The organism is Paenibacillus sp. J31R122 (genome assembly GCF_056269185.1).
The window spans coordinates 93,006-118,378 of record NZ_JBWDNM010000017.1 but is presented as its reverse complement, the minus strand read 5'-3'; the positions used below and the strand labels follow the sequence as shown (position 1 = coordinate 118,378).

28 protein-coding genes are annotated in these 25,373 nt (G+C 45.3%); 7 read left to right on the top strand and 21 right to left on the bottom strand.

Annotation, left to right across the window (positions count from 1 at the left end; translation table 11 throughout):
• Positions 1–42 precede the first annotated feature (42 nt).
• Positions 43–945: a formyltetrahydrofolate deformylase gene (gene purU / locus AC0YN7_RS24660; RefSeq protein ID WP_475812667.1), complete on the bottom strand. Its 903-nt coding sequence runs from the start codon at positions 943–945 to the stop codon at positions 43–45.
• A gap of 35 nt (positions 946–980) precedes the next feature.
• Positions 981–2,111: a deoxyribonuclease IV gene (locus AC0YN7_RS24655; protein WP_475812666.1), complete on the bottom strand. Its 1,131-nt coding sequence runs from the start codon at positions 2,109–2,111 to the stop codon at positions 981–983.
• A gap of 99 nt (positions 2,112–2,210) precedes the next feature.
• On the opposite strand from AC0YN7_RS24655, the gene AC0YN7_RS24650 reads away from it, so the two are divergent.
• The 3 genes from AC0YN7_RS24650 to AC0YN7_RS24640 all read left to right on the top strand — a co-directional run bounded on the left by AC0YN7_RS24650 (position 2,211) and on the right by AC0YN7_RS24640 (position 4,351).
• Positions 2,211–2,648, top strand: a complete 438-nt coding sequence (locus AC0YN7_RS24650; protein ID WP_475812665.1) for a DUF2621 domain-containing protein — start codon at positions 2,211–2,213, stop codon at positions 2,646–2,648.
• A 251-nt stretch (positions 2,649–2,899) separates the two neighbouring features.
• Complete coding sequence (locus AC0YN7_RS24645) at positions 2,900–3,421, top strand: hypothetical protein (RefSeq protein ID WP_475812664.1); 522 nt, start codon at positions 2,900–2,902, stop codon at positions 3,419–3,421.
• A gap of 27 nt (positions 3,422–3,448) precedes the next feature.
• The gene (locus tag AC0YN7_RS24640; RefSeq protein ID WP_475812663.1) at positions 3,449–4,351 is read left to right on the top strand and encodes a TIGR01777 family oxidoreductase; all 903 of its coding nucleotides are present in this window, start codon (positions 3,449–3,451) and stop codon (positions 4,349–4,351) included.
• Between the two features lies 1 nt (position 4,352).
• On the opposite strand, the gene AC0YN7_RS24635 is transcribed toward AC0YN7_RS24640, so the two are convergent.
• The 15 genes from AC0YN7_RS24635 to AC0YN7_RS24565 form a co-directional block, all read right to left on the bottom strand.
• Complete coding sequence (locus AC0YN7_RS24635) at positions 4,353–5,939, bottom strand: DUF6382 domain-containing protein (RefSeq protein ID WP_475812662.1); 1,587 nt, start codon at positions 5,937–5,939, stop codon at positions 4,353–4,355.
• Between the two features lie 20 nt (positions 5,940–5,959).
• Entirely contained in the window at positions 5,960–6,472 is a 513-nt protein-coding gene (locus AC0YN7_RS24630; protein WP_475812661.1) for an A24 family peptidase, read from the bottom strand.
• A gap of 37 nt (positions 6,473–6,509) precedes the next feature.
• Positions 6,510–7,529, bottom strand: coding sequence for a TadE/TadG family type IV pilus assembly protein (locus AC0YN7_RS24625; RefSeq protein ID WP_475812660.1), 1,020 nt, complete (start codon positions 7,527–7,529; stop codon positions 6,510–6,512).
• Complete coding sequence (locus tag AC0YN7_RS24620; protein WP_475812659.1) at positions 7,495–9,756, bottom strand: hypothetical protein; 2,262 nt, start codon at positions 9,754–9,756, stop codon at positions 7,495–7,497. Before AC0YN7_RS24620 ends, AC0YN7_RS24625 begins: the two co-directional genes overlap by 35 nt.
• A gap of 39 nt (positions 9,757–9,795) precedes the next feature.
• Entirely contained in the window at positions 9,796–10,530 is a 735-nt protein-coding gene (locus AC0YN7_RS24615; protein ID WP_475812658.1) for a TadE/TadG family type IV pilus assembly protein, read from the bottom strand.
• 19 nt (positions 10,531–10,549) lie between these two features.
• On the bottom strand, positions 10,550–10,735 hold the full coding sequence (locus AC0YN7_RS24610) for a Flp1 family type IVb pilin (RefSeq protein WP_475812657.1): 186 nt from the start codon (positions 10,733–10,735) through the stop codon (positions 10,550–10,552).
• Between the two features lie 26 nt (positions 10,736–10,761).
• Positions 10,762–11,649 carry a type II secretion system F family protein gene (locus tag AC0YN7_RS24605; RefSeq protein WP_475812656.1) on the bottom strand — a complete coding sequence of 296 codons (888 nt, stop codon included), beginning with the start codon at positions 11,647–11,649 and terminating at the stop codon, positions 10,762–10,764.
• A gap of 15 nt (positions 11,650–11,664) precedes the next feature.
• Entirely contained in the window at positions 11,665–12,501 is an 837-nt protein-coding gene (locus AC0YN7_RS24600; RefSeq protein ID WP_475812655.1) for a type II secretion system F family protein, read from the bottom strand.
• On the bottom strand, positions 12,498–13,733 hold the full coding sequence (locus tag AC0YN7_RS24595) for a CpaF family protein (protein ID WP_475812686.1): 1,236 nt from the start codon (positions 13,731–13,733) through the stop codon (positions 12,498–12,500). The genes AC0YN7_RS24600 and AC0YN7_RS24595 overlap by 4 nt, the downstream gene beginning before the upstream one ends.
• Positions 13,723–14,898, bottom strand: coding sequence for a CpaE/TadZ family protein (locus AC0YN7_RS24590; RefSeq protein WP_475812654.1), 1,176 nt, complete (start codon positions 14,896–14,898; stop codon positions 13,723–13,725). Before AC0YN7_RS24590 ends, AC0YN7_RS24595 begins: the two co-directional genes overlap by 11 nt.
• Before the next feature lie 147 nt (positions 14,899–15,045).
• Entirely contained in the window at positions 15,046–15,687 is a 642-nt protein-coding gene (gene fsa / locus AC0YN7_RS24585; protein ID WP_475812653.1) for a fructose-6-phosphate aldolase, read from the bottom strand.
• 19 nt (positions 15,688–15,706) lie between these two features.
• On the bottom strand, positions 15,707–16,105 hold the full coding sequence (ndk, locus tag AC0YN7_RS24580) for a nucleoside-diphosphate kinase (RefSeq protein ID WP_475812652.1): 399 nt from the start codon (positions 16,103–16,105) through the stop codon (positions 15,707–15,709).
• Between the two features lie 29 nt (positions 16,106–16,134).
• On the bottom strand, positions 16,135–16,935 hold the full coding sequence (locus tag AC0YN7_RS24575; protein WP_475812651.1) for a pyruvate, water dikinase regulatory protein: 801 nt from the start codon (positions 16,933–16,935) through the stop codon (positions 16,135–16,137).
• Complete coding sequence (locus AC0YN7_RS24570; protein WP_475812685.1) at positions 16,932–17,570, bottom strand: helix-turn-helix transcriptional regulator; 639 nt, start codon at positions 17,568–17,570, stop codon at positions 16,932–16,934. The genes AC0YN7_RS24575 and AC0YN7_RS24570 overlap by 4 nt, the downstream gene beginning before the upstream one ends.
• 248 nt (positions 17,571–17,818) lie before the next feature.
• Entirely contained in the window at positions 17,819–19,606 is a 1,788-nt protein-coding gene (locus AC0YN7_RS24565; protein WP_475812650.1) for a M3 family oligoendopeptidase, read from the bottom strand.
• A gap of 119 nt (positions 19,607–19,725) precedes the next feature.
• Here AC0YN7_RS24565 and AC0YN7_RS24560 point away from each other — a divergent pair, with 119 nt between their 5' ends.
• Positions 19,726–19,893, top strand: a complete 168-nt coding sequence (locus AC0YN7_RS24560) for a YycC family protein (protein ID WP_475812649.1) — start codon at positions 19,726–19,728, stop codon at positions 19,891–19,893.
• Positions 19,893–20,135, top strand: coding sequence for a hypothetical protein (locus tag AC0YN7_RS24555; protein WP_475812684.1), 243 nt, complete (start codon positions 19,893–19,895; stop codon positions 20,133–20,135). Before AC0YN7_RS24560 ends, AC0YN7_RS24555 begins: the two co-directional genes overlap by 1 nt.
• Here AC0YN7_RS24555 and AC0YN7_RS24550 read toward each other — a convergent pair.
• Both AC0YN7_RS24550 and AC0YN7_RS24545 read right to left on the bottom strand, forming a co-directional pair.
• Entirely contained in the window at positions 20,132–20,860 is a 729-nt protein-coding gene (locus tag AC0YN7_RS24550; protein ID WP_475812683.1) for a DUF2225 domain-containing protein, read from the bottom strand. The genes AC0YN7_RS24555 and AC0YN7_RS24550 overlap by 4 nt on opposite strands.
• A complete protein-coding gene (locus AC0YN7_RS24545) occupies positions 20,860–21,249 on the bottom strand; it encodes a globin domain-containing protein (RefSeq protein ID WP_475812648.1) in 390 nt (129 codons plus the stop codon). The genes AC0YN7_RS24550 and AC0YN7_RS24545 overlap by 1 nt, the downstream gene beginning before the upstream one ends.
• 422 nt (positions 21,250–21,671) lie before the next feature.
• Between AC0YN7_RS24545 and ylbJ the strand changes: the two genes are divergently transcribed.
• On the top strand, positions 21,672–22,760 hold the full coding sequence (gene ylbJ / locus AC0YN7_RS24540; protein WP_475812682.1) for a sporulation integral membrane protein YlbJ: 1,089 nt from the start codon (positions 21,672–21,674) through the stop codon (positions 22,758–22,760).
• A 145-nt stretch (positions 22,761–22,905) separates the two neighbouring features.
• Positions 22,906–23,703, top strand: a complete 798-nt coding sequence (locus AC0YN7_RS24535; protein ID WP_475812647.1) for an NAD kinase — start codon at positions 22,906–22,908, stop codon at positions 23,701–23,703.
• Between the two features lie 29 nt (positions 23,704–23,732).
• Here AC0YN7_RS24535 and AC0YN7_RS24530 read toward each other — a convergent pair whose 3' ends face one another.
• On the bottom strand, positions 23,733–24,380 hold the full coding sequence (locus AC0YN7_RS24530) for a YutD family protein (RefSeq protein WP_475812646.1): 648 nt from the start codon (positions 24,378–24,380) through the stop codon (positions 23,733–23,735).
• A 25-nt stretch (positions 24,381–24,405) separates the two neighbouring features.
• The gene (gene lipA / locus AC0YN7_RS24525) at positions 24,406–25,356 is read right to left on the bottom strand and encodes a lipoyl synthase (protein WP_475812645.1); all 951 of its coding nucleotides are present in this window, start codon (positions 25,354–25,356) and stop codon (positions 24,406–24,408) included.
• Between the last annotated feature and the right edge of the window lie 17 nt (positions 25,357–25,373).

Below are 25,373 nucleotides of genomic sequence, written 5' to 3'. Positions count from 1 at the left end.
GGTTTTCCAACCTAATAATAGAATAATTGTATAAAAATACGATCAATTGAATACTACAGTCTTATTCTGATGCACAATTACACGGTCCTCAATATGCCACTTCACAGCTCGCGCAAGCACGACGCGCTCTATGGTACGACCGATACGCTTCAAATCATCGACATTGTCGCGATGGCTAACCCGCTGCACATCCTGCTCAATAATCGGCCCTCCGTCAAGCTCCTCGGTTACATAATGCGCCGTTGCTCCAATAATTTTCACACCGCGAGTATAAGCTTGCGCATACGGCTTTCCGCCGACAAATGCAGGAAGGAACGAATGATGAATATTTATAATACGATTTGGAAATTGCTCGATGAATTTAGGTGAGATGATTTGCATGTAGCGTGCAAGAACAATAATATCCGCTTTATCCGCGACAGCCTCCAGCTGTTTAAGTTCAGCTTCTCCCTTCGTACTTGCTGTAACCGGAATATGATGATAAGGAATACCAAACGATTCTACGAGCTCGCGCATGTCAGGATGATTGCTAATAACCATCGAGATATCCGCATCCAAATCTCCAGCCTTCCACTGCCACAACAGCTCAAGCAGGCAATGATCCTCCTTGGATACAAATACCGCCAAACGCTTCTTGCGGCTTGCGCGGAACGTATGCCATTTCATATCGAAACGGTCAGCTACTCTCGCGAAATCCTCCATCAGCACTGGAAGCTCCTTATCCATATCGTTTAAATCAAATTCAAAGCGTATGAAAAACATACCGCCTTCAGGATCCATTGTATATTGATCTGACTGAACGATATTAGCGCCGTGTTCATACAAAAAATGGGATACAGCCGCTACTATGCCTGGCCGATCGGGACAAGATATAAGCATGCGAGCACGGCCGACATTCACGTTCTCAGCCTTTTTATTTTGAGACAGATTAGTTTCGGATGACATGTACTTCAAACTTCCTTCCTTTAATGACTTTCTAATTAAACGGTTGACAACAGCTGCTTGCCTGCAAACCAAGCAATAAGCCGTTGATTGACCTGCTCCTCAGTCAGCGCCTCAGACAACGCGCCTTGTTCGATAATGAGATCGTACAAACGTTCCATCGGTTCGCGAGGGTCGGCCTTCTTGGCTTTAGCATCGTTTTTGAGTAAATCCCAGGTCGAAAGCACAAATTGTTGTGGATCAATTTCTTGTTTGCCAAAAAAATGATGAAGTCGCTCTACATCCTCAAAGTATGTTTCGCCTAGGCGTGTACGTGCGTCTCCGCGGAGCAATGCAATTTCCGCCTCATACATTGGACGCTCTGTTTTATCCGCCTTGCCGATCCATGGTGTTTCCAAAATGAATGGGCGTCCCTTAAGTCCATCATGATGTACTATTGACCGTATTCCCTCATGCCCCAGCCAGCCAGCACCGATCGGCGCATGTCTGTCCTTCCCTGCTCCACGCGGGTTTTTACTATCATTAACGTGCACAACAGCTACGCGGTCGAGACCGACTATACGATCGAACTGCTCCAGAACTCCATCCAAATCATAAAGCAAATCATATCCCGCATCATGCATATGACACGTATCCATACAAACAGTAAGTCGATTATTGTCCTGAACCTTGTCAATAATAGCTGCAAGCTCCTCAAAGCTGCGTCCGATTTCTGTTCCTTTGCCCGCCATCGTCTCTAGCGCAATGTTGACATTGGTCTCCTTTGTGCCTGCAAGCACTTCATTTAAGCCTTCAGCGATGCGTGAAATCCCAAATTCTGCATCTTTATCTGTATAAGCACCAGGATGCAGGACAATATTACGAACGCCAATATAATCTGTACGACGAATTTCCTCTTGCAGAAAAGATACAGCAAGCTGGAACGTATCTTCCTTGTAAGAGCCAAGATTCACAATATATGGCGCATGCACAACAATTTCTCCGATGCCCGCTTGCTCCATCAGCGCTTTTCCCTCTTCAATATATAACGCATCTACCGGTTTTCGTCTTGTGTTTTGTGGTGCTCCGGTATAGATCATAAATGTGCCTGAACCATAAGATATTGCTTCTTGAGCCGCAGTAAGCAGCCCCTTGTCCGAAAACGATACATGGGAACCTATTTTTAACATGAATTAACGCCCCTTTCGGTTATCAAACCTTATTTTACAAGGTAAGTCGAAATAAATCTAGGAATACGGTATAATTCATTATTGAGGTGAAAGATACTTATGAAAGCTACGCCTGATTGGTTTATGTATTTTATTATTTTTTGGGCTATCGTCATGGTTGTCGCAATGTCGATCGGCGGTTTTTTTATGTTCCGAAAATTTCTCAAGGTGCTTCCAATGCGGGATGGCAAATCCAAGCTCGATTGGCAAAATTACTGGGTAGAGCGAAGCCGGAGCATGTGGAACGACGATTCCAAACAGCTGCTGGATGAGCTTGTTTCTCCAGTGCCAGCTGCATTTCGCGATATAGCTAAACATTCCATCGCCGCCAGAATTGGACAAGTGGCGATTGAACACGGCGCATCTATAGTAACGCGTGAGCATTGCATCGAAGGTTACATACGAGCAACCCCAAAACGGGATTACCGTAGTTTAGTCACCTTCCTTGATCGAAGAGGAATTGACTACGCTCCTTATAAGCATTTACTTAATAAGTAAGCGTAAACGTGCAAGCGTAAGCGGCCTTCGCCGTCCCTTGCGGCGTAAGCCCGTTTCGCGGTGAAATATAAGCCGAGTATAAGGTGAAACTTATACTTTCTTATATTTTCATATTAACCTTTTTTTATAATGACAAATTAATGACAACCAAAGCCGCCGAGCGCGGCTTTGATTCATTTTCAGCAGCTTTGGGTAAAAAAATGTAACCCTTCGTAATTAGATTTCGTTATATTAAGCAGGAGGCGGTACTAATGATGAACAAATTGAAGCACAGAAGAAACAAAAAGGCGGTTACAGCAGGAGCAGTTCTTCTAGCTGTCATGCTCGCGGCATCAGCCTGCAGCGACTCCAACACGAATAAAAATGGTAATGAGCAGCAGCCTGCAATAACAGAGAGCCCGACTGTAGATAATTTACCTGATCAAAGCGGAGTTATTGAGCCTGACGTGCCGGCATCCGGTAACACGGATAGTGAAAATAATAATACGGATACAAACAATTCAGGAGCATCCGAGCCAGGAGTATCCGAGCCCGATCCAACAGCTCCCGTCAAAAGTGGCGAGGGTACTTTCGTCGGATTAAGCGACTCACACTCTATTGAAATAGAAACGAAAGACGGCGCAATGCCCTTTCAAGTATCGGAAGAGCTCTTAGCTGTCGTGAATGAATTGCCGTCCGATTCAAAGGTTACATTTGAGTATACGGAGAAAGAGATTGAAAAGGGCAGCGGTGTAAAGCAAAATTGGCTTAAAAAAATTGAACAAAGCAAATAACCTTTAGCTTGAAGGAGCGAAAGCAGAATGCGGGTTGCGATTGCAGGTGGAACGGGGTTTATAGGAAGTGCGCTGACTAAAGCTTTGCTGCAGAGAAATGATGAGGTTTGGATTATTTCAAGGAAGAATGCTAAAAATCAACTTTCCGGAGGGCTCCATCAAATAACATGGAGTGAGCTGGACGCAGCTCCGGCTTTACTTGAGGGAATGGATGCCATAATTAATTTAACTGGCGAATCGATTAATCAGCGGTGGACCCCAGCAGCAAAGCAGCGGATCATACATTCTAGAATCACGGCAGCAGCCCGCATAACTGCTCTTCTTTCCGCATTAATTGAAAAACCTCCACTCGTTATTAACGCTTCAGGAATTTCCGCATATGGAATGTCTGATGATAAAATATTCGATGAGACAAGTCCAACAGCAGTTACAGACTTTTTGTCGGAGGTCGTTCAAAAATGGGAGCTTGCAGCTGATGTTATACCTGTTGAACGACTCATTAAGCTCCGCGTAGGTGTGGTATTGAATGAAAAGGATGGTGCGTTTCCTCTAATGGCTATGCCTTATCGCTTGTTTGGCGGCGGCAAAATCGGCAGCGGAAAGCAGTGGCTGTCTTGGATTCACCTTAAAGATATGGTAGCACTCATCCTGTTCTGTCTCGACAATAAACAGATTAACGGTCCCGTCAATGCTTCTGCGCCTGATCCGGTGACGAACGACGCTTTTGGTCGCGCACTTGGCAAAGCGATGGGAAGGCCACACTGGTTTCCCGTTCCCACTTTCCTTATGCGAACATTATTCGGTGAAATGTCTACTTTATTGCTTGATGGACAACGAGCACTGCCTCAAAAAGCACTCGATTACGGCTTTCTATTTCAGTATCCGACTGTTGACAGCGCGATGCAGCAATTAGTCGGCCGTAAAGCTTAAGCTACATTGACTGTAGCTCATAGGATGGCCCCTTCATGCCCGCTAAATGAATAATATCACCTATCGCTAGCGTATATGCCTTGTACGGAATCATCGCTTGGCCATTTAGCAGGCTGCCATTCCTAGAACCAAAATCCTTCGCTTTATGCTCACCGTTAATAAACTCAATTTCCAGATGAGTGCGCGACACGCCACTGGCGCTGTCTGCATAGCTCACCTGCTCACCTGCTCGTCCAATTTTGAAGCTTGCAGCATTTAACTCAATCTTCGTTTCTTGCCCTTCCCAGCTTCGCTTTAACCAGATTGAAGACTGCCTTCCTTTTTCTTGTGATTGCTGAGGAGCAAGCAGTACTGTTGCTTCAACAGGAGGAATCACTTTTTTCTCGGCTGGCACAAATAAACGATTATCCATTTCTGGCTCTTCCAATTCCAACGATATCGATGACATTTTTGCCGGAGAAGGCTCATTTCTATTATTTGTCTCACGCCAATACTCTAGCTTACGAAATGGCAACGAATCCGGTACGATTGGCTCCATTTCAAATTGCGTTTTCTCTGAAGATAACGCGGTTTTTCTCGAAATAAACAAAAAACCTGCAAGAAGCAGCAGCGTCACACCTAAACTAATAAACAAGCTTTGGCGAGTTAGCGCCTCTGCATAAATAAATCTCCAATTACAAGCAATCGCTACTATTAACCCAGCAGATGCTATCCATTTTCTCTTACCAGTATGGACATCCTGTTCTTGCTCTTCCGCATAAGGAATGTCCACGAACTCTTCCTCCATTGCGATAGAATGGTTTTGCTGCTCAAGCTTTGGCGAAAGTAACTGCGGTTGCTGATGTGCTTGATGGCGTGCTTGTGGATTCGGTTGCTGATGTGCTTGTTGGAGTATTTGCTGATTCGATTGCAAATCTTGCTGTGGAGGACGCAGTCGCTGATGTTTTGTCTCCGGTCGGACTTCCATCTGAATTTGCGGTTCTTGGGAAGCTGCTGCCATCGGCCCGCTTCCGCTAATAAGATCCAGCAGCGTTTCACGCAGCTCCGCTAATGGCCACTTATTCCCATTAAGATGTTGTAGTACACGCTTTAAACCTTCTCCATTAATTTGATGTACATAGGAAGTCGATCGCACAATCAGCGACATTAAATCTCCAGTTCCCATCGTCTGCACAGTATCATGATCTTTCATTGGAACATAAACGAGCCTGATATCATGAATCTGTTCTCCAACAAATATAAACTGATCACTTAGCAGGCAGCCTTCCGGCCTAAGCATATAGTTTTGACATTCATTTAAAGCATCTATAACCCCTAACAGTAGTGCATAATATTCTTCCATCGTCAGAGGCTGCTGTTGTAAACGGTGAACAAGCATTCTAACGCCGGTTAGAGAGTATCGAAAGGTTATCCTGCCGTTTAACTCGAGCCAATCTACGGGCAGCAAATAGGGAATTCGCTGAGTTTGCAGCATGTTCAGCTCTATTTCATCCAAATCGTTGCGATAGATGCCCGCCACCCGATCAATCGTCATTTCATGTCCGCGATTCATAATAAAATCAATTTGATAGTTTTGTATTATTATCAACTCTTCCATTGTAAAGTACGTTAAATTATCAAGTACCAAACGGTTATAGCCGCGGGTAGAACCGCTAGCATAAAAGGGAACTTTTTGCCGGATTCAGCCCATTGCAGCCATTGCTTCACTTTCCAGCCAGTTGCAGGAATAATAATTGCAATAAACCCCACTGCAACCTTCTTTCGCAAGGAGCTGTGAACGATAACTAGAAACAGTCCTATCAGACCTGCATACAGAATCGAATAAAGCAGCAACTGAAGCACCGTCCATACACCTACCCAGGCACCAATCGCCCCAAATAGCTTTACATCGCCAGCTCCAATTCCTTTAGCAAAATAAAGCATCAGCAGCGGCGCAAAACCAGCCGCAGCACCCGCTCCCGCCGCAATTAGTCCAGAGAGTCCATTTGCAGCTAACTGGTATATCAATGCCCCGATAAAAAAGCTGAGTGTTAAACGATTAGGTATGATTTGCGATCTGATATCTGTATAAAATGCAACAATTATCAATAGTGCAATTGCTGCTATTTGAACGATGTCCATAGCACACTCCTTCCTCATAAGCTGTTTCTCATTATCGTTATTCGTTCATATCGTTCTTCTTCTCTACAACAAAATGCTTCGAAACCGAATTTTCCACATCTCCGACTGCGGAAGCCGTCAACTGCCATATGCCAGGCGTTGTATTTCCAGAAACATGCCATGTCCATTGCACGAAGCCGTCAGTATCCGCTGTTGCTTCTCCCAAATGCTTCGCTTTACTAGAGCCGCTTTTGTATACCACCTCCATAGAAACAACAGCTCCTGGCGCTGTTTTCACGATAACAGTCGCTTTCCTTCCGGGCCGAATCGGTGAAGGCTCGATTGCTATAATTTGCAGCGGAACAGCTTCCTCCGTACCGCTGTCAGAACCGTACCTTGCAGGGGCGGCATCACTAATCCAGACCCTTTCTGCTGCTTGTTCCTTTAACACGATTGGCTTGCCATAAAAGGGAAGCTTAAGCGGAAACTCATATTCAACCGCTATCGCCAAATAGGGCTGCTCTTTCTTCTGCAAATCCGGTAATGTTAACAGCTGCAGTTTTACCCGAGCAGGATCTATGATCGCTTCATCAGCAAACTCTCTTATCAACGGCTCGACTACAGCTCGTCCTATTTCAGTTGCAGCCATGTTCTCCAACGGACGAAAGTCACCGCGCAGTGCGGATGCTATGAGCGTTCCAGTCGGATCAGGCAGCCAGTCCGCAGCTTGCGCTGCTACCTCACTCCATGAAGATAGAGGACTTTTTGTCGGCTGCTGGTCTGTACCATTAGGTAGTGAATCTGTAGGTAGTGGATCTGTAGGTAATGGATTGCTGGCAGCAGCTTGCTGCCAGGCCAAATGAACGGGGTGAATATGTGTTGCCATTTGCCTTACAGCCTGTTCTGCAGCTGAATGAAGTGCCATCTGTACCGCACATAAGCGGATGAGCACAACAAACACCAGTAGTACAATTATTATTAGAGGCATAACTAATGCAGCTTCTACTACAATCGAGCCCTGTTCGTTTTTTTGTCTGCCGCTCTTAGTACGACCAGCCAATCGTTTGCGTTGTCTCATAACGGTTGCCGACAACCTTTCCTTGCAAAAGTCCAAAGTGTCCTAGTGTTCGCATTAAACCAGGAATAAACCAAAGCTCCATTGAGAAACGAGCCTCACTAGTCACCGCGCTTGGTACTTCTGATAACACGATCCCGCTATTTTGCTCAATAACAGCAATCATTCGAGCCAGCCTTGAGGCTTCATTAGCTCCATGCATGAATTGAAATATTCGTAAATAATCGATATAGGATAGTTCGACCTTCACATATTTGGATAACGGTGCAGAGCCTCGCTCTGTAAAAGCAATCATATCTTCCATCGTTTTTCCTAATCCGTAAATAAGAGCAGCTGACAGTATTAGCAACGGATGACCTAACGCTCTGCTCTCTACAAGTCCTTCCATCGTGCGAATAGCTAATCGAGCTGCAAAAAGCTCACCATACGCAGCCGCTAGATTTGCTACTGAATTGTGAAAACCATAAATAACATACTCAGCTTCTTGATTATGGAAGGAAATAGCATCCGAAAATTCTTTAGTGTCTCCAGTCTCCAGCAAGGAACGCAGCTTTTGCGGAGGAAATGATGTATACCGATGCATAATATACTCTCCGAAATAAAGAGTACTTCTCGTTCGCTCTAGCATGTCTGCCAATCCGGTAAACATGTTACCCATAAGAGCGGTTGAATGCTCTGCAGCTCCATACGCATCATTTGGTTGTTCTTGCTGAATAATCTCCACAGCAGCATCAGATTGTTGATTGAATAGAAGATTGTTGTTATAACGCGACTTCACCTGATCAAAGAGCTTCTCTTGTTCATCGGTTTGTTTTACATTTGTCATTCTATTAAGCATGCCGCGCGCCTGCTTCCAGAGAAAACCTGCTTGCGCCTCCTGCTGCTTAAGCTGCTTCTTCACGTCACTGTCATGCAGCGTTTTCTTCCGTTCTTCAAGAACAGCGGCTGGTCGAATATAACGCTCCTCGTAGAGTCCATAAGCAACTCGCATACTATTGACGCCTTTTATTAATGCATCAGCTGATGTATTCACGATCGGCCTCGACAATGAGGCTAATACAATGGATTGGAAACTCTCAATTTCCCTATTTAGTGATAAGCTGGCTGCTCCTTGAGCTTCAATCTCCATTCTGTATGTACTGAACCAGCTTTCCGTTAACAATAGCTCATTTGCAGATTGTTTGATCTGCTCAATATCCGACTCTGTGCTTGAAGGCATTTCATCCAATTCAGTCCCAGGTATTTCGCTCTTCGAAACCGTATCGTAACTCGAATCAACTGATGCTTGATTGGCTTTCTGAACAAGCAGCTGCATTTCGCCATTCAGAGCCTTTGCCGCTTCTAACTCCAACAAAGCATCTCCTTGCAGCTTAATATGTCGCTTCAGCATCTCTGCACTCTGCTGAAGAAGCTGGGACGTTCCCGATCTTGCTTTATCCTCATACGCTGCTATTTCATTCGTATATTTCGGTAATTCATCACTTTTAATCGACAGGTCATACACAACTTGCGAAGCATACCTATCATATTCATTAGCTATGCTTATTTCAGTGCTGCCCCCTGAACCAAGTGCGGCTTGCATCGGAATCCTCGCATTAATACCACTTTCACTTACCGCATCCGCAGCCTGCTGCTGCAGTTGGAGTGCCTGAGCTAGATGCGCTTCACGCTGCTCATACAGCTTGCGCAAGCTCTCGAGCAAGTCCATCGTCACTGAAGCCTCTTTCATTGCTCCCGCCATCGGAGCAAATCTAGCAGCCAGCTCCAGCGTAAAATCAACTGGCGCCTTATATTTCATTTCTTCCAACACTTGCCTCGTAAAGATGTCATGATTGCCAAGAACCGCCGCAGTATTCAGTGTTGCAGACTCCAGCTTAGGGCGGGCAAGCTTGACACTTTTATTCGATTCAATCATTGTCCCTCCCGCATTGCTTGCAACAGCCTCATTAAAAATCGTTTGACCCTCCGTCCCCCCGCGTCCGAATAACCCATATTTCTCATATAGCATCGAATCATATGCTGATAGCACCGAACGAACGCCTGATCGAACGGAATCCTCTGTTATCTTATGGAGTGCAGCAATTCGCGCATAATCAATTAACAACGAGAAAAAGAGCAAGAGCGATGATAGTACGATTACTGCAAAAACAGTGACCGCACCATCGTCTCGTAATAGGAGCCTTATTAGTATCGACTTTCGATCTGCATGATGGTCTTTTCTCGCGATCACGTCTCCTTGCCCTCCCTCCGATATTCGATATTGAAGCATTCATTGCGTTAGAGACGACTTAGCATCTTTATAGGGTGACAACACCTTGCCAGCATGTGTCTTCGAGTAATTTCCTTCACTCCCATTGCTCTTAAGCTTCTTTGAAAAATATCTGACTAGATCCACACTACGAATAAATTCTACGGGATCAACTATTGAAGCAGCAGTTACCGTCTTCGGCACTTGTTTTAGCCAATTCTCTTCCAAAAGTGACAGGGATAGGGGCTGCTTCAGCTTCACTTCCACTTTTCGTTTCAACAGAGCATGCGAATAGCTGATTTCCCCCTCGTAGGCAAGTCCAGCTTGCCCAAACCAATTAACGGACTGCTCCATTTTTCGATGGGATAAATCAGATTTACTGCTCTCTCCAACCGATTTATCCAAAGGAAGATCGACTACTGCATCAGCTTCTTCCCCTCCTATCCCAAATAGGCCGGTGAGCATTTCATCCTCACTCAATCTCCAATATAGGCTGTCATACTTCGGCTCAGAGAGCATTCCGCTTCTAGAATCACGAAAGCTATTATCCCATCCAAAGGCTGCGCGTTCGGCCGTAGAAGAGGCGGCATAATATAGAACAACCTTCTGATACATATACATGCCAAACATAATAAAGAGGAGGATTAGCGAGAGCAGTATCGGGAACACCATCGTTGATTCTAGCGTGAAGCTGCCTTGCTCTTTCTTCAAACCTTGAAGCAATCCAGTTTTCCGCTCTAGTCTCACCGTCTTCACCACCTATCCCATCCTATGACTAACTAAATATTTTATCCGCTTCGTCGTCAGCTTTACCCATTAACCGTTCAATAAGCGCAATAACCCAATCTTTAAACAGAAGCGCAATAATAATAACAACTGCAATAATTAATATTATTTCAAGCGTCCCAAGACCGTCTTCCTCTTTCCAAAGTGACCGAATAGCTTGACCTAGCTTTCTCATGGATCCATCTTCCTTTCCTATTTGGATTAAGACATCAGCAATACTGCAGGTGCAGCTACTAGAATCATTAATACGAGTAAAATACCTACGAGCGGAAAAACCAGTTTAGATGAAGCCTCCTCCCCGCGCGCTCTAGCTATCGCCTTCCTTTTCTCCCATAACGTATACGATAGCTCCCTTAGTGCGAGAACGAAATGCTCGCCACCGCGGCGGTAATTGAGAAGCAGCACCGTCGTGAAAATAGAAACCTCCTGTACAGCGCACCGTCGGTTAAAGCGTTCTATAGCATTATTGAACGATTGTCCATTGTGTATCGACGAAACCGTATCATTCCACTCCTTGTATAATGGATGTGCATCCGTTTCTTTCCTTTCCAAGCAGCGTGCCAAAGCATGGTTTACCGTTTCACCTGCGCCAACTAACAGCATCAGCTTGCTTAGCATATCCGGCAGCTCTGTAATCATTTGCTGCTTGCGCTGCTCCACCCTTCGTCTTGCCTCTATTACTTGACGAATAGATAGTACGACGCCAAATACGAGTCCCATCATAAGCAGCAACGGTTCATTGGCCAGTAAGCTGAGCCACGCACAGCCTGTTAGCGCCGCATAACCATTTCCTATGGAGGCCGCTATCTCTAATTTTGTTCGCTCAATTGTCCAATCGTTTCCGTTCAAAATAATGAGCTTCATATGAAAGCTGCCAAGCTGGAGCTGGAGAGCGTCGAACAATCGTAGCCGTTCTAAGATACGAGCAAATGGGTCATTCATAATAAGCTGTCTTAGAGGCAGCACAGGTGCAGGCGCTTTAAGCTTGCCCGCGAGTTGGAACGCTTGCTTCCAAACGAGCTTTATTACTCTTGCTCCGATTAAGTACAACCATATGGCAGTAAGCAGCGTTACAACTGCTGCGGACATCCGTCCATCCTCCTTCTACATCCGAATGCTCATGATTCTGTTCATTACCCAGAAACATAGGAGTAAAAGAGCAAGCGCTGCCGTTAGTAGAATATAGCCCATTCCTCCATACAAGGGAGCCATATAATCGGGAGCGGCAAAGCCCAAAAAAGCTAAAAATACAAAAGGAACTGCCATCATAATTCGCGCCTCAAACTTTTTTTGTGCGATCATTACCGAAATCTCCTGCTCAATTTCTAGCTTCTCGCCAATAATGGTCGAGGTGCGCTTCATTACCTCCAGCAAATCTCCTCCTGAGCGCTTGCACGCTGTCAAGGCATCTACGAATTGCGTTATTTCGTCAATCTGGGCACGATCAGCAAATCCTCGCAATGCTTGCTCAAGCGGCTCAGCATTGTCCAATCGGAAGCTGATAACTTGAAATTCCAGCAGAATTTCAGTTCGTGAGTCAGGGTATAGCAGCTTCAAATCATCAAGTGTAGAAAGAAATGCATTTTCAATAGAGCGTCCTGCAGCTAAAGATGAGGTTAAAGAAAATAGCGCTTCTTTAAATTGCAGCTTTAGCCTGTCCTTGCGACGAAGCAGCATCTTTCTCTGCCTAAAGCGGGGGGCTAACATACCTGCTGCTGCTCCGACAGAAGATACAAGAACCGAATGATAGAACAAGTAAACTCCTGCGAAAATGACGCATGCAGCAACAACCGCAGTAACCAAAAACTGTCGACGACTTAACTGATATTTACTATAATCCGTTAATGAACTGCCTCTTCGACGTTTGGCTGCTGCCGACCCGCTTTCCCAGCCGCACCAAGTCAGCCCCTTTTGAATACTCCATTCGTTTAAGCCGCTCAACTCACCAGGCCTCCCCTGCTCGCTATTCCCGCCATGATCAGCTTTTCTGTTCGAATGAGACTATTGTCCGTCCGCTTAAGCGCTCCGATCACTCGCCCCTCTGCTTCCCCCTCCTCCTGAAACAGAAATAATGGATTAAGCAATACTTCACCCGCTTCTACACCTATCACTTCATAAATTTCGGTCACCTTGCGCGTACTATCCCGAAATCGAGATAAATGGATGATAATATCAATAGCGGAGGCAATTTGTTGACGAATGACCGTAACAGGCAAATCCGCCGCGCTGAGTACCATTGTCTCAAGACGGGCAATCATATCCCTTGCTCCATTACTATGGCCAGTGGACATGCTCCCAGAGTGTCCTGAATTTAATGCTTGCAGCATATCCAAAGCTTCACCGCCTCGCACCTCACCAACGATAATTCGATTTGGACGCATGCGCAGAGATGCTCGGATTAAATCACGAATCGTTATTTCCCCTTTACCCTCCGTATTCGAATTACGTGTCTCGAGGGAAACAAGGTTTGGCATGGTCCGAATTTGCAGCTCAGCTGAATCCTCAATAGTAACGATTCGTTCATCATTCGGAATGAATTGCGATAATGCGTTGAGAAAGGTTGTTTTCCCCGTTCCAGTGCCTCCGCTTATGAAAATGTTATATTGAGCGCTTATCATTTCTTCAAGAAATTGTGCAGCTTCAATCGATAATGAGCCAAGCGCTACGAGCTGCTTCATTGTAAGGGGCTGTTCAGGAAACTTTCGAATGGTCATGCAAGGTCCCTTTAACGCGACAGGAGGCAGCACTACATGCACGCGAGAGCCATCCTTCAACCTCGCATCAACAATAGGTGAAGATTCATTAACGACGCGATTTACGCTAGCAACAACAGTCTGAATGAGATCCTCCAGCCGTTCCCTACTTTCAAAAGCAACCGGCAGCTGCGTCATCCGTCCCCTGCGTTCAACAAAAATTTCAGCATGGTGGTTGATCATAATTTCACTCACTGATGCATCTTCCATTAGCGGCTGCAAAATATCCAGACCTCTAAAGGAGTGGAACAGTCTGCGCACAAGACTCACCTTCTCAGTGGCCGTCAGCGGATTTCGTTCACACCATTCAAACACAATTTCTTCCACAATACGTGTAAGACTGTCGTCAGATAACGCACCGCTGAAGTCTATTTTTGAACGGACCTTATTACGCAAATCGAGTACGGTATTATCTGTCAGCAATGACGTCCCCTCCTTCCCTTGTCAGGTATTTAAACAGCCTCTCCACCGAAGCCCGAAACAAAGGCGATGACAGCAGAGTCGCCCCGCTTGATATACGCCATTCAGGCACATCAGGCAGCGCAATACAAGCGTGTTTCAATCGGTCACTCACCTCTATCTCTTTCGAATGATCAGACTGAGAAGCTCTATTTCTTATGAACTCGAATTTATGTGTTAAACAAGTAAATTTCTCTCCCCACCTCTGTTCACCATATTTAAGCGCCAGCTTTTGTTTATTTAATGCAGACAAGCTATCATCCATAACCCATAGAACCTGATCCGCTTGCTCAATCATTGCTTGATGAAGATCACTGAGACCATTATCTAAATCAATCACTATGAGATCATACTGCCTGCTTTTAACGATAACATCTAAAATGCTAGTTGCATCTTCTGGGGTTAATGCCATCCGATCCTCCATATTTGTGAAGGGTGCTAAGTAATCCCCGTTCAGCAAGGGATGACGCTTGCGATGCTGTGTAAGCCAGCTAAACATTTGCTTAGATTGCGATTTCACCCCATACAGCAGCTCCGAAAATCCTTCGCTTGGTGACGTATCGTCCGCATAGTCCGTATAGCTATCTCCTAGCCAATTGTCGGTTGTATTCCACAGCTCTAAATTCAAATAAAAGGTTTTGTACGAATGTGAGCTGGCAGCCTGTACAAGATGCAGCGCCAAAGCCGTTTTCCCGACACCGCCAGCGGCGGAATGAACAGTAATAACCATTGGGCTTGATGTTCCTTCATCCCTAGCCGTTGAATGTGCTTGAACAATTTCAAAGCTTGCCCGGATCTGAGATAATCGTTGAAGCAGAGACGGCAGTGCTTGAAATTGAAGCACCTGCAACTCCTTCTCATATTCATTAAGCTTCATAACCAATGGTACAACTGGAATATGGGGTATCACAGTCTTCTGATCATCTTTCAATTCATCCAATAGCTCCGGTTGTGCTGCCAATAAATCAAACTTGTAGCCTTGCTTCAAATATTGCTTGATGGCTTCCGCATGCGTGAATGCTACTACCTGCCATTGTCCTTCGAACGGTCCATCACGAACATAATCCGCTAATCGTTTCAAATATTCTGGTTCCTTCACTGCAACCGCAAGCTTATATCTCTTCAACCCCAGACGGCCTCCCTTCGATTGTTAAAACACAAAAAAGCACCGTAATAGGCGCAGATAACTGCAGCCCTATACGGTGCTTCCGTGTTCGATATTTAGCTTTGTATAAAATTTACCATATCGTCTTCTATCTCGTCAACCAAGGAATTACTTTTTCTTGTCCCAGTCACTCAAAAACTTCTCGATGCCAATATCAGTGAGCGGATGCTTCCAGAGAGATGGCAATAGTGAACCAGGAATCGTTGCAATATGAGCACCAGCAATCGCAGCCTGCTCGACATGACCGATATGGCGTATGCTTGCAACTATAATTTCGGTTGAAAAACCATAATTTCGGATGATCGTATTCAAATCACGAACAAGTGTCATCCCTTCAACACCGATATCATCCAGCCTGCCAACGAACGGACTGATGAAGGTTGCTCCCGCTTTAGCTGCCATTAGTCCTTGTGCCGCCGAGAAAACAAGCGTCACATTGGTTTGAATGCCCTTCTCCGCAAGTGCGTGCGCAGCGTACAGTCCATCCTCCGTCATGGGCAGCTTAATGACCACATTCGAGCCCCATTCCGCCATTTCAAACGCTTCTTGCAACATATCTTCTGCTTTCGTGCTAATCACTTCTGCGCTGACAGGACCAGATACGATACTGCAAATCTCTTGAATAACTTGTTTAAAATCCCGTCCTTCCTTCGCGATAAGCGAAGGATTAGTAGTTACACCATCAACGAGTCCAAGCTTGGCAATACGTCTAATTTCCTCTACGTTAGCTGTATCCAAGAAAAATTTCATATCTGATCATCTCCTTTTTCTAATGAAAAAATAGATTGATTTCCCGTTCTGCGCTTTCATCCGAATCTGAGCCATGCACGATATTGCTAGCTACGTCGATAGCATAATCACCGCGAATCGTTCCAGGCGATGCTTCTGAGGGATTAGTTGCGCCAATAAGTGCTCTTGCATTTATAACGGCGTCTTTACCCTCCCATACCATTGCAAATACAGGTCCAGATACGATAAAATCGACCAACTCACCAAAAAATGCTTTCTCACGGAGATGCTCATAATGATGTTCTGCATGTTCTCTGCTAAGCTGGATTAAACTAGCCTTTAAAAGCTTGAAGCCTTTATCTTCGAACCTTGTTACTATTTGGCCTACCAAACCACGTGCTACTCCATCAGGTTTCACCATTACAAACGTTTTATCCATTAAGATCCCTCCATTAATTGGTATAGCATTTATTTCGTTAGCCATTCAGTAATAATGCCTGCAGTTTCTTCAATCGCTCTATTCGTTACATCAATAATTGGACAATCAAGTGACTTCATGACAGCTGTAGCGTAGTCAAGCTCCTCTTGAATACGTATGGAAGAAGCATAATGCGCAGACGAAGGAAGTCCTAATGTCTTTAATCGTTCCGTTCGAATTCCAAGTAAATGATCCACCTGCATTGTAAGCCCGACAATAAGACGCCCAGGCGCTGACTTCAACTCCACAGGCGGATTAACCTCTGGCATCAGAGGCAAATTCGCCGTCTTAATCCCTTTATGTGACAAAAATATACTAAGCGGTGTTTTGGAGGTTCGCGATACCCCAATAAGAATAACCTGTGCCTGCACAAGCCCCCTAGCATCCTTGCCATCATCGTATTTCACCGCAAATTCAATCGCTTCCATTCGACGATGATACTCGTCGTCGATGGAGTGAAGCAGTCCGGGCTCACGCTTAGGAAAGCTGCCAAAGGTGTCAACATAGGCTTGCATCATAGGGCCCATCACATCTACCGCGCGAATGCCTGCCTTCAAAGCTTCTTGTTTCATTAATTCCCGCAGCTCCGGCTGTACCAGCGTATAGCTTATAAATCCCCCGCTGGCAGCCGCTTCAGCAACAATACGAACAATCTCATCCTCAGATTTCAAATGCCCGTATCGTTTAACTTTCGCGCGTTCCGATGAAAACTGCCGCAAGGTTGCCTTGGCCACCGCTTCCGCTGTTTCGCCGATAGCGTCGGAGCACACGTAAATAATTTGCTCTTTCATAAATCTGGCTCCTCCAATTCCCCAACGGTCGTTATGTCTGCCATCAGACGTATAATGTTCGACTTTGATACCCATCCAGTCACTTCCGGATCATCCAGACCCTGCTCCTCGCGAGGCACAATTACCGGCAGGCAATCAACTTGATGTAGCGACATTTTGCGAATCGCTTCCATCACTGAATCATCGGGCATTAACGTCACGATATTAGGATAACGGGTCATCACCATACTGACGGGAATGGCTGCTGCACCAGCGTTGCCCAACGTAATTTTTAGCAAATCCTTAGGCGTCACAATTCCTGCAAATCGCTTCTGGTCATTAATGATTAGAAGTGTATCCGCATTTTCGGTAAACAACGTAATAACCGCATCATGTACAGATAATGTATCTGGAACATTAACAGGAACCCCCTGCACCTCTCTTACCTTCATGCTATTAAAGCGCTGCAGCGGCTCACTGTTCGATCGATAATTGTTGCCAAGAAAATAACCGACTTTCGGCTTCGCATCCAGCAGCCCTAACATAACGAGAAGCGATAGATCCGAACGCAATGTCGGCCTGCTTACACCAAGGTATTCTGCCAATTGTTCACCAGTTACCGGCGAATGCTTCTTCACGAGCTCAAGAAGCTCCAATTGCCGCGAAGATAGTTGAATCTTAGTCCCCTCCAATTCTTATATGACTCAAATTAATGCCATATAACACTCTTATATGCTAAATAGAATATCACATTAATATATAACGTACAATAAATAATAATAAAACTTATTAATCACACAGTATTTTGATTATCTGAATATCTTAATGTACCCCGAAATATTACTTCTTCATACTAAAAATACAAAAAAACAGGTGCAAAATGCACCTGTTCTTACTTAACCTCTCACTTATCCTTTGTCATTTCCAAAAATAAAGCAACATCCGCCGATGTCAGAGCAACCGCTTCCCGCCAAAAATCTATTTCTTCAAGCTTCACATCAAGATGCTTCTGAGCTAGCTGCTCAACCGTCATTCGTCCTGTATCACGAAGCAAACCAACGTAACGATCCGCAAACGCTGAGCCCTCATTAAGTGCTCTCGCATAAATACCCGCGCTGAACAAATAACCGAATGTATACGGGAAATTATAAAAAGGAACATCCGTTAAGTAGAAATGCAGCTTAGAAGCCCAGAAGTGTGGATGCACTTCACCCAACGTATCACAAAAGGCTTCTCGCTGAGCCGCTTCCATCAGCGTGTTAAGCTCCTCTACGGATACTAGACCTTTGCTCCGAAGCTCGTAGAATCTGGTCTCGAATAGAAAACGCGCATGAATATTCATGAAAAAAGCAACGGAACGTTGAATTTTATCTTCCAGCAATGCCAGCTTCTCATCTGGTTCCGCAGCAGCTTTCATTGCGGAATCAGATACAATCAACTCTGCGAAAGTTGAAGCAGTCTCTGCCACATTCATTGCGTATTCCTGCGATAGTGCAGGCAAATCGTTCATAACATGCTGATGGTATGCATGTCCTAGCTCATGCGCAAGCGTAGAGATGTTAGAGGCTGTTCCTGAATAGGTCATAAAGATGCGTGTTTGACCTGTCTTTGGAAATGCAGTGCAGAAACCGCCTGGACGCTTGCCTGCGCGGTCTTCCGCTTCTATCCAGCCGTCACGGAATGCTATTTCCGAAAAATTAGCCAGCTCAGGACTAAATTTTCGGAACTGCTCTACTATAAAGTCTGCAGCTTCTGCATACGGGACCGTTCTCGATGCAGTGCCGATCGGCGCTTCAACGTCATGCCAATCTAACTTATCGACTCCAAGCAGTTTTGCTTTCCGTTCCAAATAGCGTACCAGCTCCTGCTTACCCTCCATAATAGCCGCCCACATCGCCTGCAGCGTTGCGTCACTCATTCGATTCATTTGAAGTGGATCTTGAAGTACGGATTTCCAGCCTCGCTTCTCATATAGCTTTAAACGAAAACCAGATATACGATTTAATACTTCAGCGCATAAGTCGGCCTGTTCAGACCACTCTCTCTCCCACTCCTTGAATGCCGCCTCGCGAATAGTACGGTCAGCATCAGATAAGCGATTATCCATTTGACCAGCCGACAAGGCACGCTTCTCTCCATCTGGACCCACATCTATAAATTTTGCTCTTGATACGATGACATTATAATAATCTCCCCAGCCGTGATAGCCGTCTACAGCCAGATCACCGGCAAGCGCCTCCAGCTCTGGAGCCATTTTATGTTTTGCCAGCTCACGGCGTTCCTGTAGGTTGTATGCCACTTCAGCTAGCTTCTCATTCGTGAGCAAGTTCTGCCATTCACTCTCTTCAAAACCGCGCAATAAATTATCGTAGCGAGTCAGCACCCCTAGAAGCCTTGCCGTTAATGTTTTAACCCGATCATTTAACGAGCTTGCCGCTGAATCTTTCATATTTTGAGCTAATAAACAGGATACGAAAGATTCCGATTGGCGAAGTCTTAGTAAGACAGACTGCATGATTTCTGTCATTACCTCTATGTTTGCCGCGTTTCCATCAGCGCCTACAGCGAGCAGATCGTCCAACCGAGCAATATCTTGCTCCATTCCTTTAAGTTCTTGCAAGAAAGCTGGCGAGTTCGAACCTCCTGCATAAAACACGTCTAAATCCCAGCTTTGCGGGTATTCTTTATTCATCTCCATATCTTCCTCTCTCTCCAAAATAAAAAAAAGCCAAGAAGCGGCCGCGTTTTTATTTGCGCAAACCTTCTCGGCGGTGTATAACTTAATTATATCCAGAATGGAGGAATTACACCATGTCTAAACCATTGCAAATCTCGGCTGATACAGCTGTTAAGCTTTCCAAGCAGCTTGGCGTCCCGATCGAGCATTTAATGCATATGCCGCGCCACATACTACTGCAGAAGCTTGCGGAGCTGGCTAAGAACGATACTCAACCAGCTTCAGAGAGTGAAGAAAAATGATGATTCCGTTTGAGCGAACATGGCCGTATGACATTATTATGGGCGATGTTTATGTAACAAGCTGTCCTTATTGCGATGAGGAAAATATACTGCTTCCGTTGCACCCGGCAGAATTCCAGAATATTAAAGATGGCAAGAAGAGACTGCTTGTATTTCCTTGCTGTCACAGCAGCGTTTCAATTATTGATATTGATCATGACTATTTGCTCATGGACCGCACTCTTCGTAAACGCAGTCGTTAACCAGTAGATAATATTGCTCCAGTTGCTTCAGATGTGTCGCCGGACATTTTATTGGGTCTGGCTTCCATTTCCTCACGAATGAGCTTCCATTGCTCCCTACTTGCCCGAATCATTGCTGCATCGACGATTTTCTTGTCATTGACGACACGCGAGAACCATCTGACAGCCTCGTTCGGTTCTCCTATTCGGTGATTGAGCTCGCCAATCATATACATAAGCTTCGCATTGTTTAAGTCTGCGCCCTCCGCCTCATATACATGAATATACGCTTGAAGCGCAAAGCTCAGAAACCGTTTTTCCTCGTTCTGATTCATATCGTATCGGTGCAGCCATGCTATATGGTGTAATAAACCCGCAATGACACGATCCTTCTCCCCAACCGCTTGAGCGCTTAACAGCGCTAGCTTGTAGCAAGTCATCGCTCGCTTCGCAGTACGTTCACCGCCAAAATCCTGCACCTGCCAGTGTATTCCTATTTTCTGATTATATTGTTTTTTTTGCTGATCATTTAGACGATCCAATCCATTTTCAGTCGTTGCAAATCCGCAATTCGGACATACACGAACGACGTAAAAATCCGGATTTACATCCGCTTTATAATAACCACAAAAGTCAGAATCCATTGATATCGGTCTTTTGAAGCTTGGCCGTACTCTAGAGGTCATAAACGTATTTTCGCAGCAAATACATATCATTTTCGATTGATACAGTGGTTCGATAGCTATCACGTCTCCTCTTCTGATGTGTTTACAAAGTGGTAGGCAGGTCCGGATAATCTGTTAATGACAATCGATTGTAGTTCTTCTTCTATTCCGACTTCTTGCAAAGCTCTACGCATACAGTCTAGCCACGCTTCCGCACGCTCAGGTGTAATGGTAAAGGGCAAATGCCTTCCACGCATCATCGGATGACCATACTGATCAGAGTACAACTGCGGTCCCCCAAAAAACTGTGTCAGAAATAAATATTGCTTCTCAATAACTGGATCAATATTCTCGGGAAAAAGCGGACCAATTAATGGATGAGCTTGTACTTTTGGGTAAAAAGACTCAACAACTAGTCTTAACGCCTCGGAACCACCAATTGCTTCATATAGGCTTATATTATTATTCATCGTCATTTTCATCTCCATTATGTAGGTAATTAGTATTATATCACAACAATTTTTGATAGAGACACGAAAGAGCCCGCGTCATTATACGCGGGCTAGGGCAAGTAGATAAAATAATTAAACTTCATAGTCCTCTTCACCTGGTGCTGAAAGGGACTCTCGGATGACATAGACAAAAGCGCAGACTAGAATACCAGCCATTATACTCATTCTTATCACTCCAAACGTATCAAAGGTAATTCCATTGTACCATAAAAAATATAGGAATCCATCTTTTTTGCAAGCGTTTTCTTTTTGGGATTGTTAATATTTCACTTGGGTCAAGTGATGGATGTCCCCTTTCAAACATATATGTGTAGGAGGGGCTGTACAAATGCTGCATGATCTAGTTATTTTAGTATGAAAAACGTAAGGGGGCTGTCATCCTGCTGCGCGCGCTCGTCCATCCTTTATCCATTACCGCATTTGCCGCTTCGCTCATTGTACTGTTAATGACTGTCTATCCGACCGAAACGCTGCACTCGTCGCTGCGCGGTCTTTCGATATGGTGGCAGGTTCTGTTTCCCGCTCTGTTCCCTTTTTTTGTAATTTCTGAACTACTACTTGGCTTCGGTATCGTTCATTTCTTCGGCAAGCTGCTGGACCCGTTGATGAGACCGCTATTTCGACTGCCCGGCATCGGAGGCTTCGTAGTTACAATGGGCTATATTTCGGGCTATCCCGTTGGTGCAAGACTGACAGCAAAGCTTTGGGAACAGCGTTTGATCAATCGAGTTGAGGGTGAACGGTTAGTCGCTTTTACGACGACCTCCGATCCCATTTTCTTAATCGGAGCCGTTTCAGTCGGATTTTTCCAAAATGTCGCGCTTGCTCCCATCCTTGCGGCGGCGCATTATGGGGGCGGATTAATCATTGGTCTGCTGATGCGTTATCACGATCGCCATGCTCCAACATCTAGTGATACGACATCAACGGCTCGTAAAGCAAGTAATTCTCCAGTAATAAGGAAACGTAGAGCTTCACGTATCGCTTCCGCTTTTAAAGCTATGCATGATGCGCGACTTCTCGATGGCAGAGGTTTTGGCAGGCTACTCCAGGACTCCATTGAATCTGCACTCCGTTTAATGATAGTTGTTGGCGGGCTCGTCGTCTTCTTCTCTGTCATAATGGAAATGCTGACTCACGCAGGTGTCGTAGAAGCGCTTGCCGAAGCACTTCGTTATCTGTTTGGATTAATTGGACTACCTAAGCCGCTCGCGGATGCTGGTGTATTTGGTTTATTCGAGGTGACACTGGGCGCTCGGGCGGCAGGTACTGCTGGTACAGGACTGCTCCATCAAACCGCTATTGCAGCTTGGGTGCTGTCATGGGGTGGATTATCTGTACACGCTCAAATCGCCAGTCTGATTAGTAAAACCAATATGCGTTATTATCCTCTATTCTTGGCCAGGTTGCTGCATGGTTTTATTTCAATGGCACTTGTGTACATTCTATGGGGATGGCTTGGTCCATAAATAAAGGCCATTAGAAAAAGTGTTTTTTCTCGTCAATTCTATATCAATTCTATACTTGTACAATAACTTACTCGGCGACTCATTGAATTTGTAGCCAATATCCTTTATCATCTTAAGTACTACGGAGATTGGAAGGAGATTCACCTTGAAATATGCAGTTATCGACCGAGGCGATTCGTTATCCCAATCATTGGCGGCACAATTCCATAAGCTAGCTGCAGAGCGCGGCTTCAAACGAAACGACGTAGCACCTGAAATCGTCATTTCCATTGGAGGGGACGGCACGCTGCTGAAAGCATTTCATACCTATGTCGATCAAATAACGGATGTCGCTTTTGTCGGAATTCACACAGGACATCTAGGCTTCTATGCGGATTGGAAAGCAGATGAGTTAGAAGAGCTAGTACGGTTTATGGCAGAAGAAACACCGAAAATCGTCCGATACCCTCTAGCAGAAATAGAGCTTGTGACGCCTACAGAAAGCGGCCATCACCTCTCTTTGAATGAATTTACATTAAAAGGTGTGGACGGTACGCTCGTCGCGCAAATTAACATTAATGACGAAATGTTCGAAATGTTCCGCGGAGACGGAATTGTCATTTCTACCCCTTCGGGGAGCACAGCCTATAATAAAAGTCTTGGCGGCGCAATCGTGCATCCGTCTATCGAATCATTGCAAATTGCGGAGATCGCTTCAATAAATAATCGCGTGTATCGAACGCTTGGCTCGTCGGTACTGCTTCCGCAGCATCATCATTGCGATATCATCTCGAAAAAGCAGCAGAAGCTGCAGCTCACCATAGATCATGTAAGCATTATGCGCAGCGATATCCGTTCAATACGTTGCAATGTATCCAGCCGAAAGGTCAGCTTTGCCCGTTATCGACCATTTCCGTTCTGGAATCGGGTACGCGAAGCATTCCTCGGCTACGACGTTCATTAATTAGAAAAAAAGACACCGGAGGGCTCCAATTAGGAGCGTCCGGTGTCTTTTTTGGATTGATTGGATTCAGAGGAAGCAGCAACCGCTTCATTGGCAGCAAGCCGAATTGGTTTTTTGCCCTTGTGATCATTTCCTCGATGGCCCTTACGCGGTTGATACTCTCGTCGTCCGCCACCGCTTTGATTGCGTTCACCGCCGCTGCGAGATCCTCGGCTTTGTCGTTCTTGAGGAGGCAACAAGGTCGCCTCTGAATGATTTGAAGCTTCATCTTCCATTACATCCGCAAAGTCCGACAGGTCAGAAAAAGCCGCGTCTACCGCCGCTCGAAGATCTGCCGCCTCAATTCTCGGCTTCTGATCCTCCGCATCGAAATCATAATCCTCAGGTTCTCTCTGCGTGCTTACCGTTTTCTCTAAAATAAAGTACGCGCAGCCGAAATTACAATATTCATTAATGTAATCTGACATGCCGGAAAAGCTGCTCTCTTTCGTAGCCTTTTGATGATTGTCACGAAAGAAGCCCTTCAAACGTAACTGACTGTATCCCCAGTCTCCAATTATATAATCGTAACGCTCCAGCACCTCGCTATAACGATCACGAAAAGCTTCTGGATTCCAGCCATTTCTGTTCTCAAGCAAAATTTCGTATGATTTGCCTCCGATATGAATCAAACCCATCTACCCCACCTCATCTAAGCGTCGATTACATGCTGCTTGAGCAAGCGCCGGATGAAACTGAAACCTGCTGCTCATCTACTTCTTCAACACCATCTGCAGCAATTGCCGCGTGTGCTGAATTCGTTTGCTCATGCGCATGATAAGAACTGCGAACTAATGGTGCGGATTCCACATGGCTGAAACCGCGTTTCAGTCCTTCTTCTTTCAGTTTTGCAAATTCATCCGGATGTACATAACGAACAATCGGCAAATGAGTTGGCGAAGGCTGCAAATATTGACCGAGCGTCAAAATATTCACATCCTGAGCGCGAAGATCATCCATTGTTTGCAAAATTTCATCCCATTCTTCTCCTACGCCCAGCATAATGCTCGATTTGGTTGGAATGTTCGGTTTCATCTCTTTAGCACGTCTAAGCAGCTCCATCGTACGGCTATACTTCGCACGTGCGCGAACACGGTCGGAAAGTCTCTCCACCGTCTCGACGTTATGATTCAAAATATCAGGATTAGCATCCATCACAATTTGCAGTGCTTCCGCGTTTCCAAGAAAATCGGGAATAAGCACTTCGACACGACAAAACGGCATCCGTTTGCGGATCGCATGTACGCTAGCAGCAAATATGGATGCTCCTCCATCTTTAAGGTCGTCGCGCGCAACAGAAGTGATAACACAATGCTGCAAGCCCATCTGCTCCGCTGCTTCTGCAACCCGTTCTGGTTCGTCCAAATCGAGCTCAGTCGGCAAGCCTGTCTTAACCGCACAGAAACGGCAAGCGCGCGTGCAAATATCGCCCAAAATCATAAATGTAGCTGTGCGATTCGCCCAGCATTCATAGATATTTGGACAACGTGCTTCCTCACAAACGGTGTGCAGCGTTTTGGAACGCATCATATTTTTAATTTCAGCAAAATTACCGTCAGTCGCTAGTTTTATTCGAAGCCAATCAGGCTTTTTCAAAGTTTCTCGTTGTTTCATGCGGCATAACCTGCTTT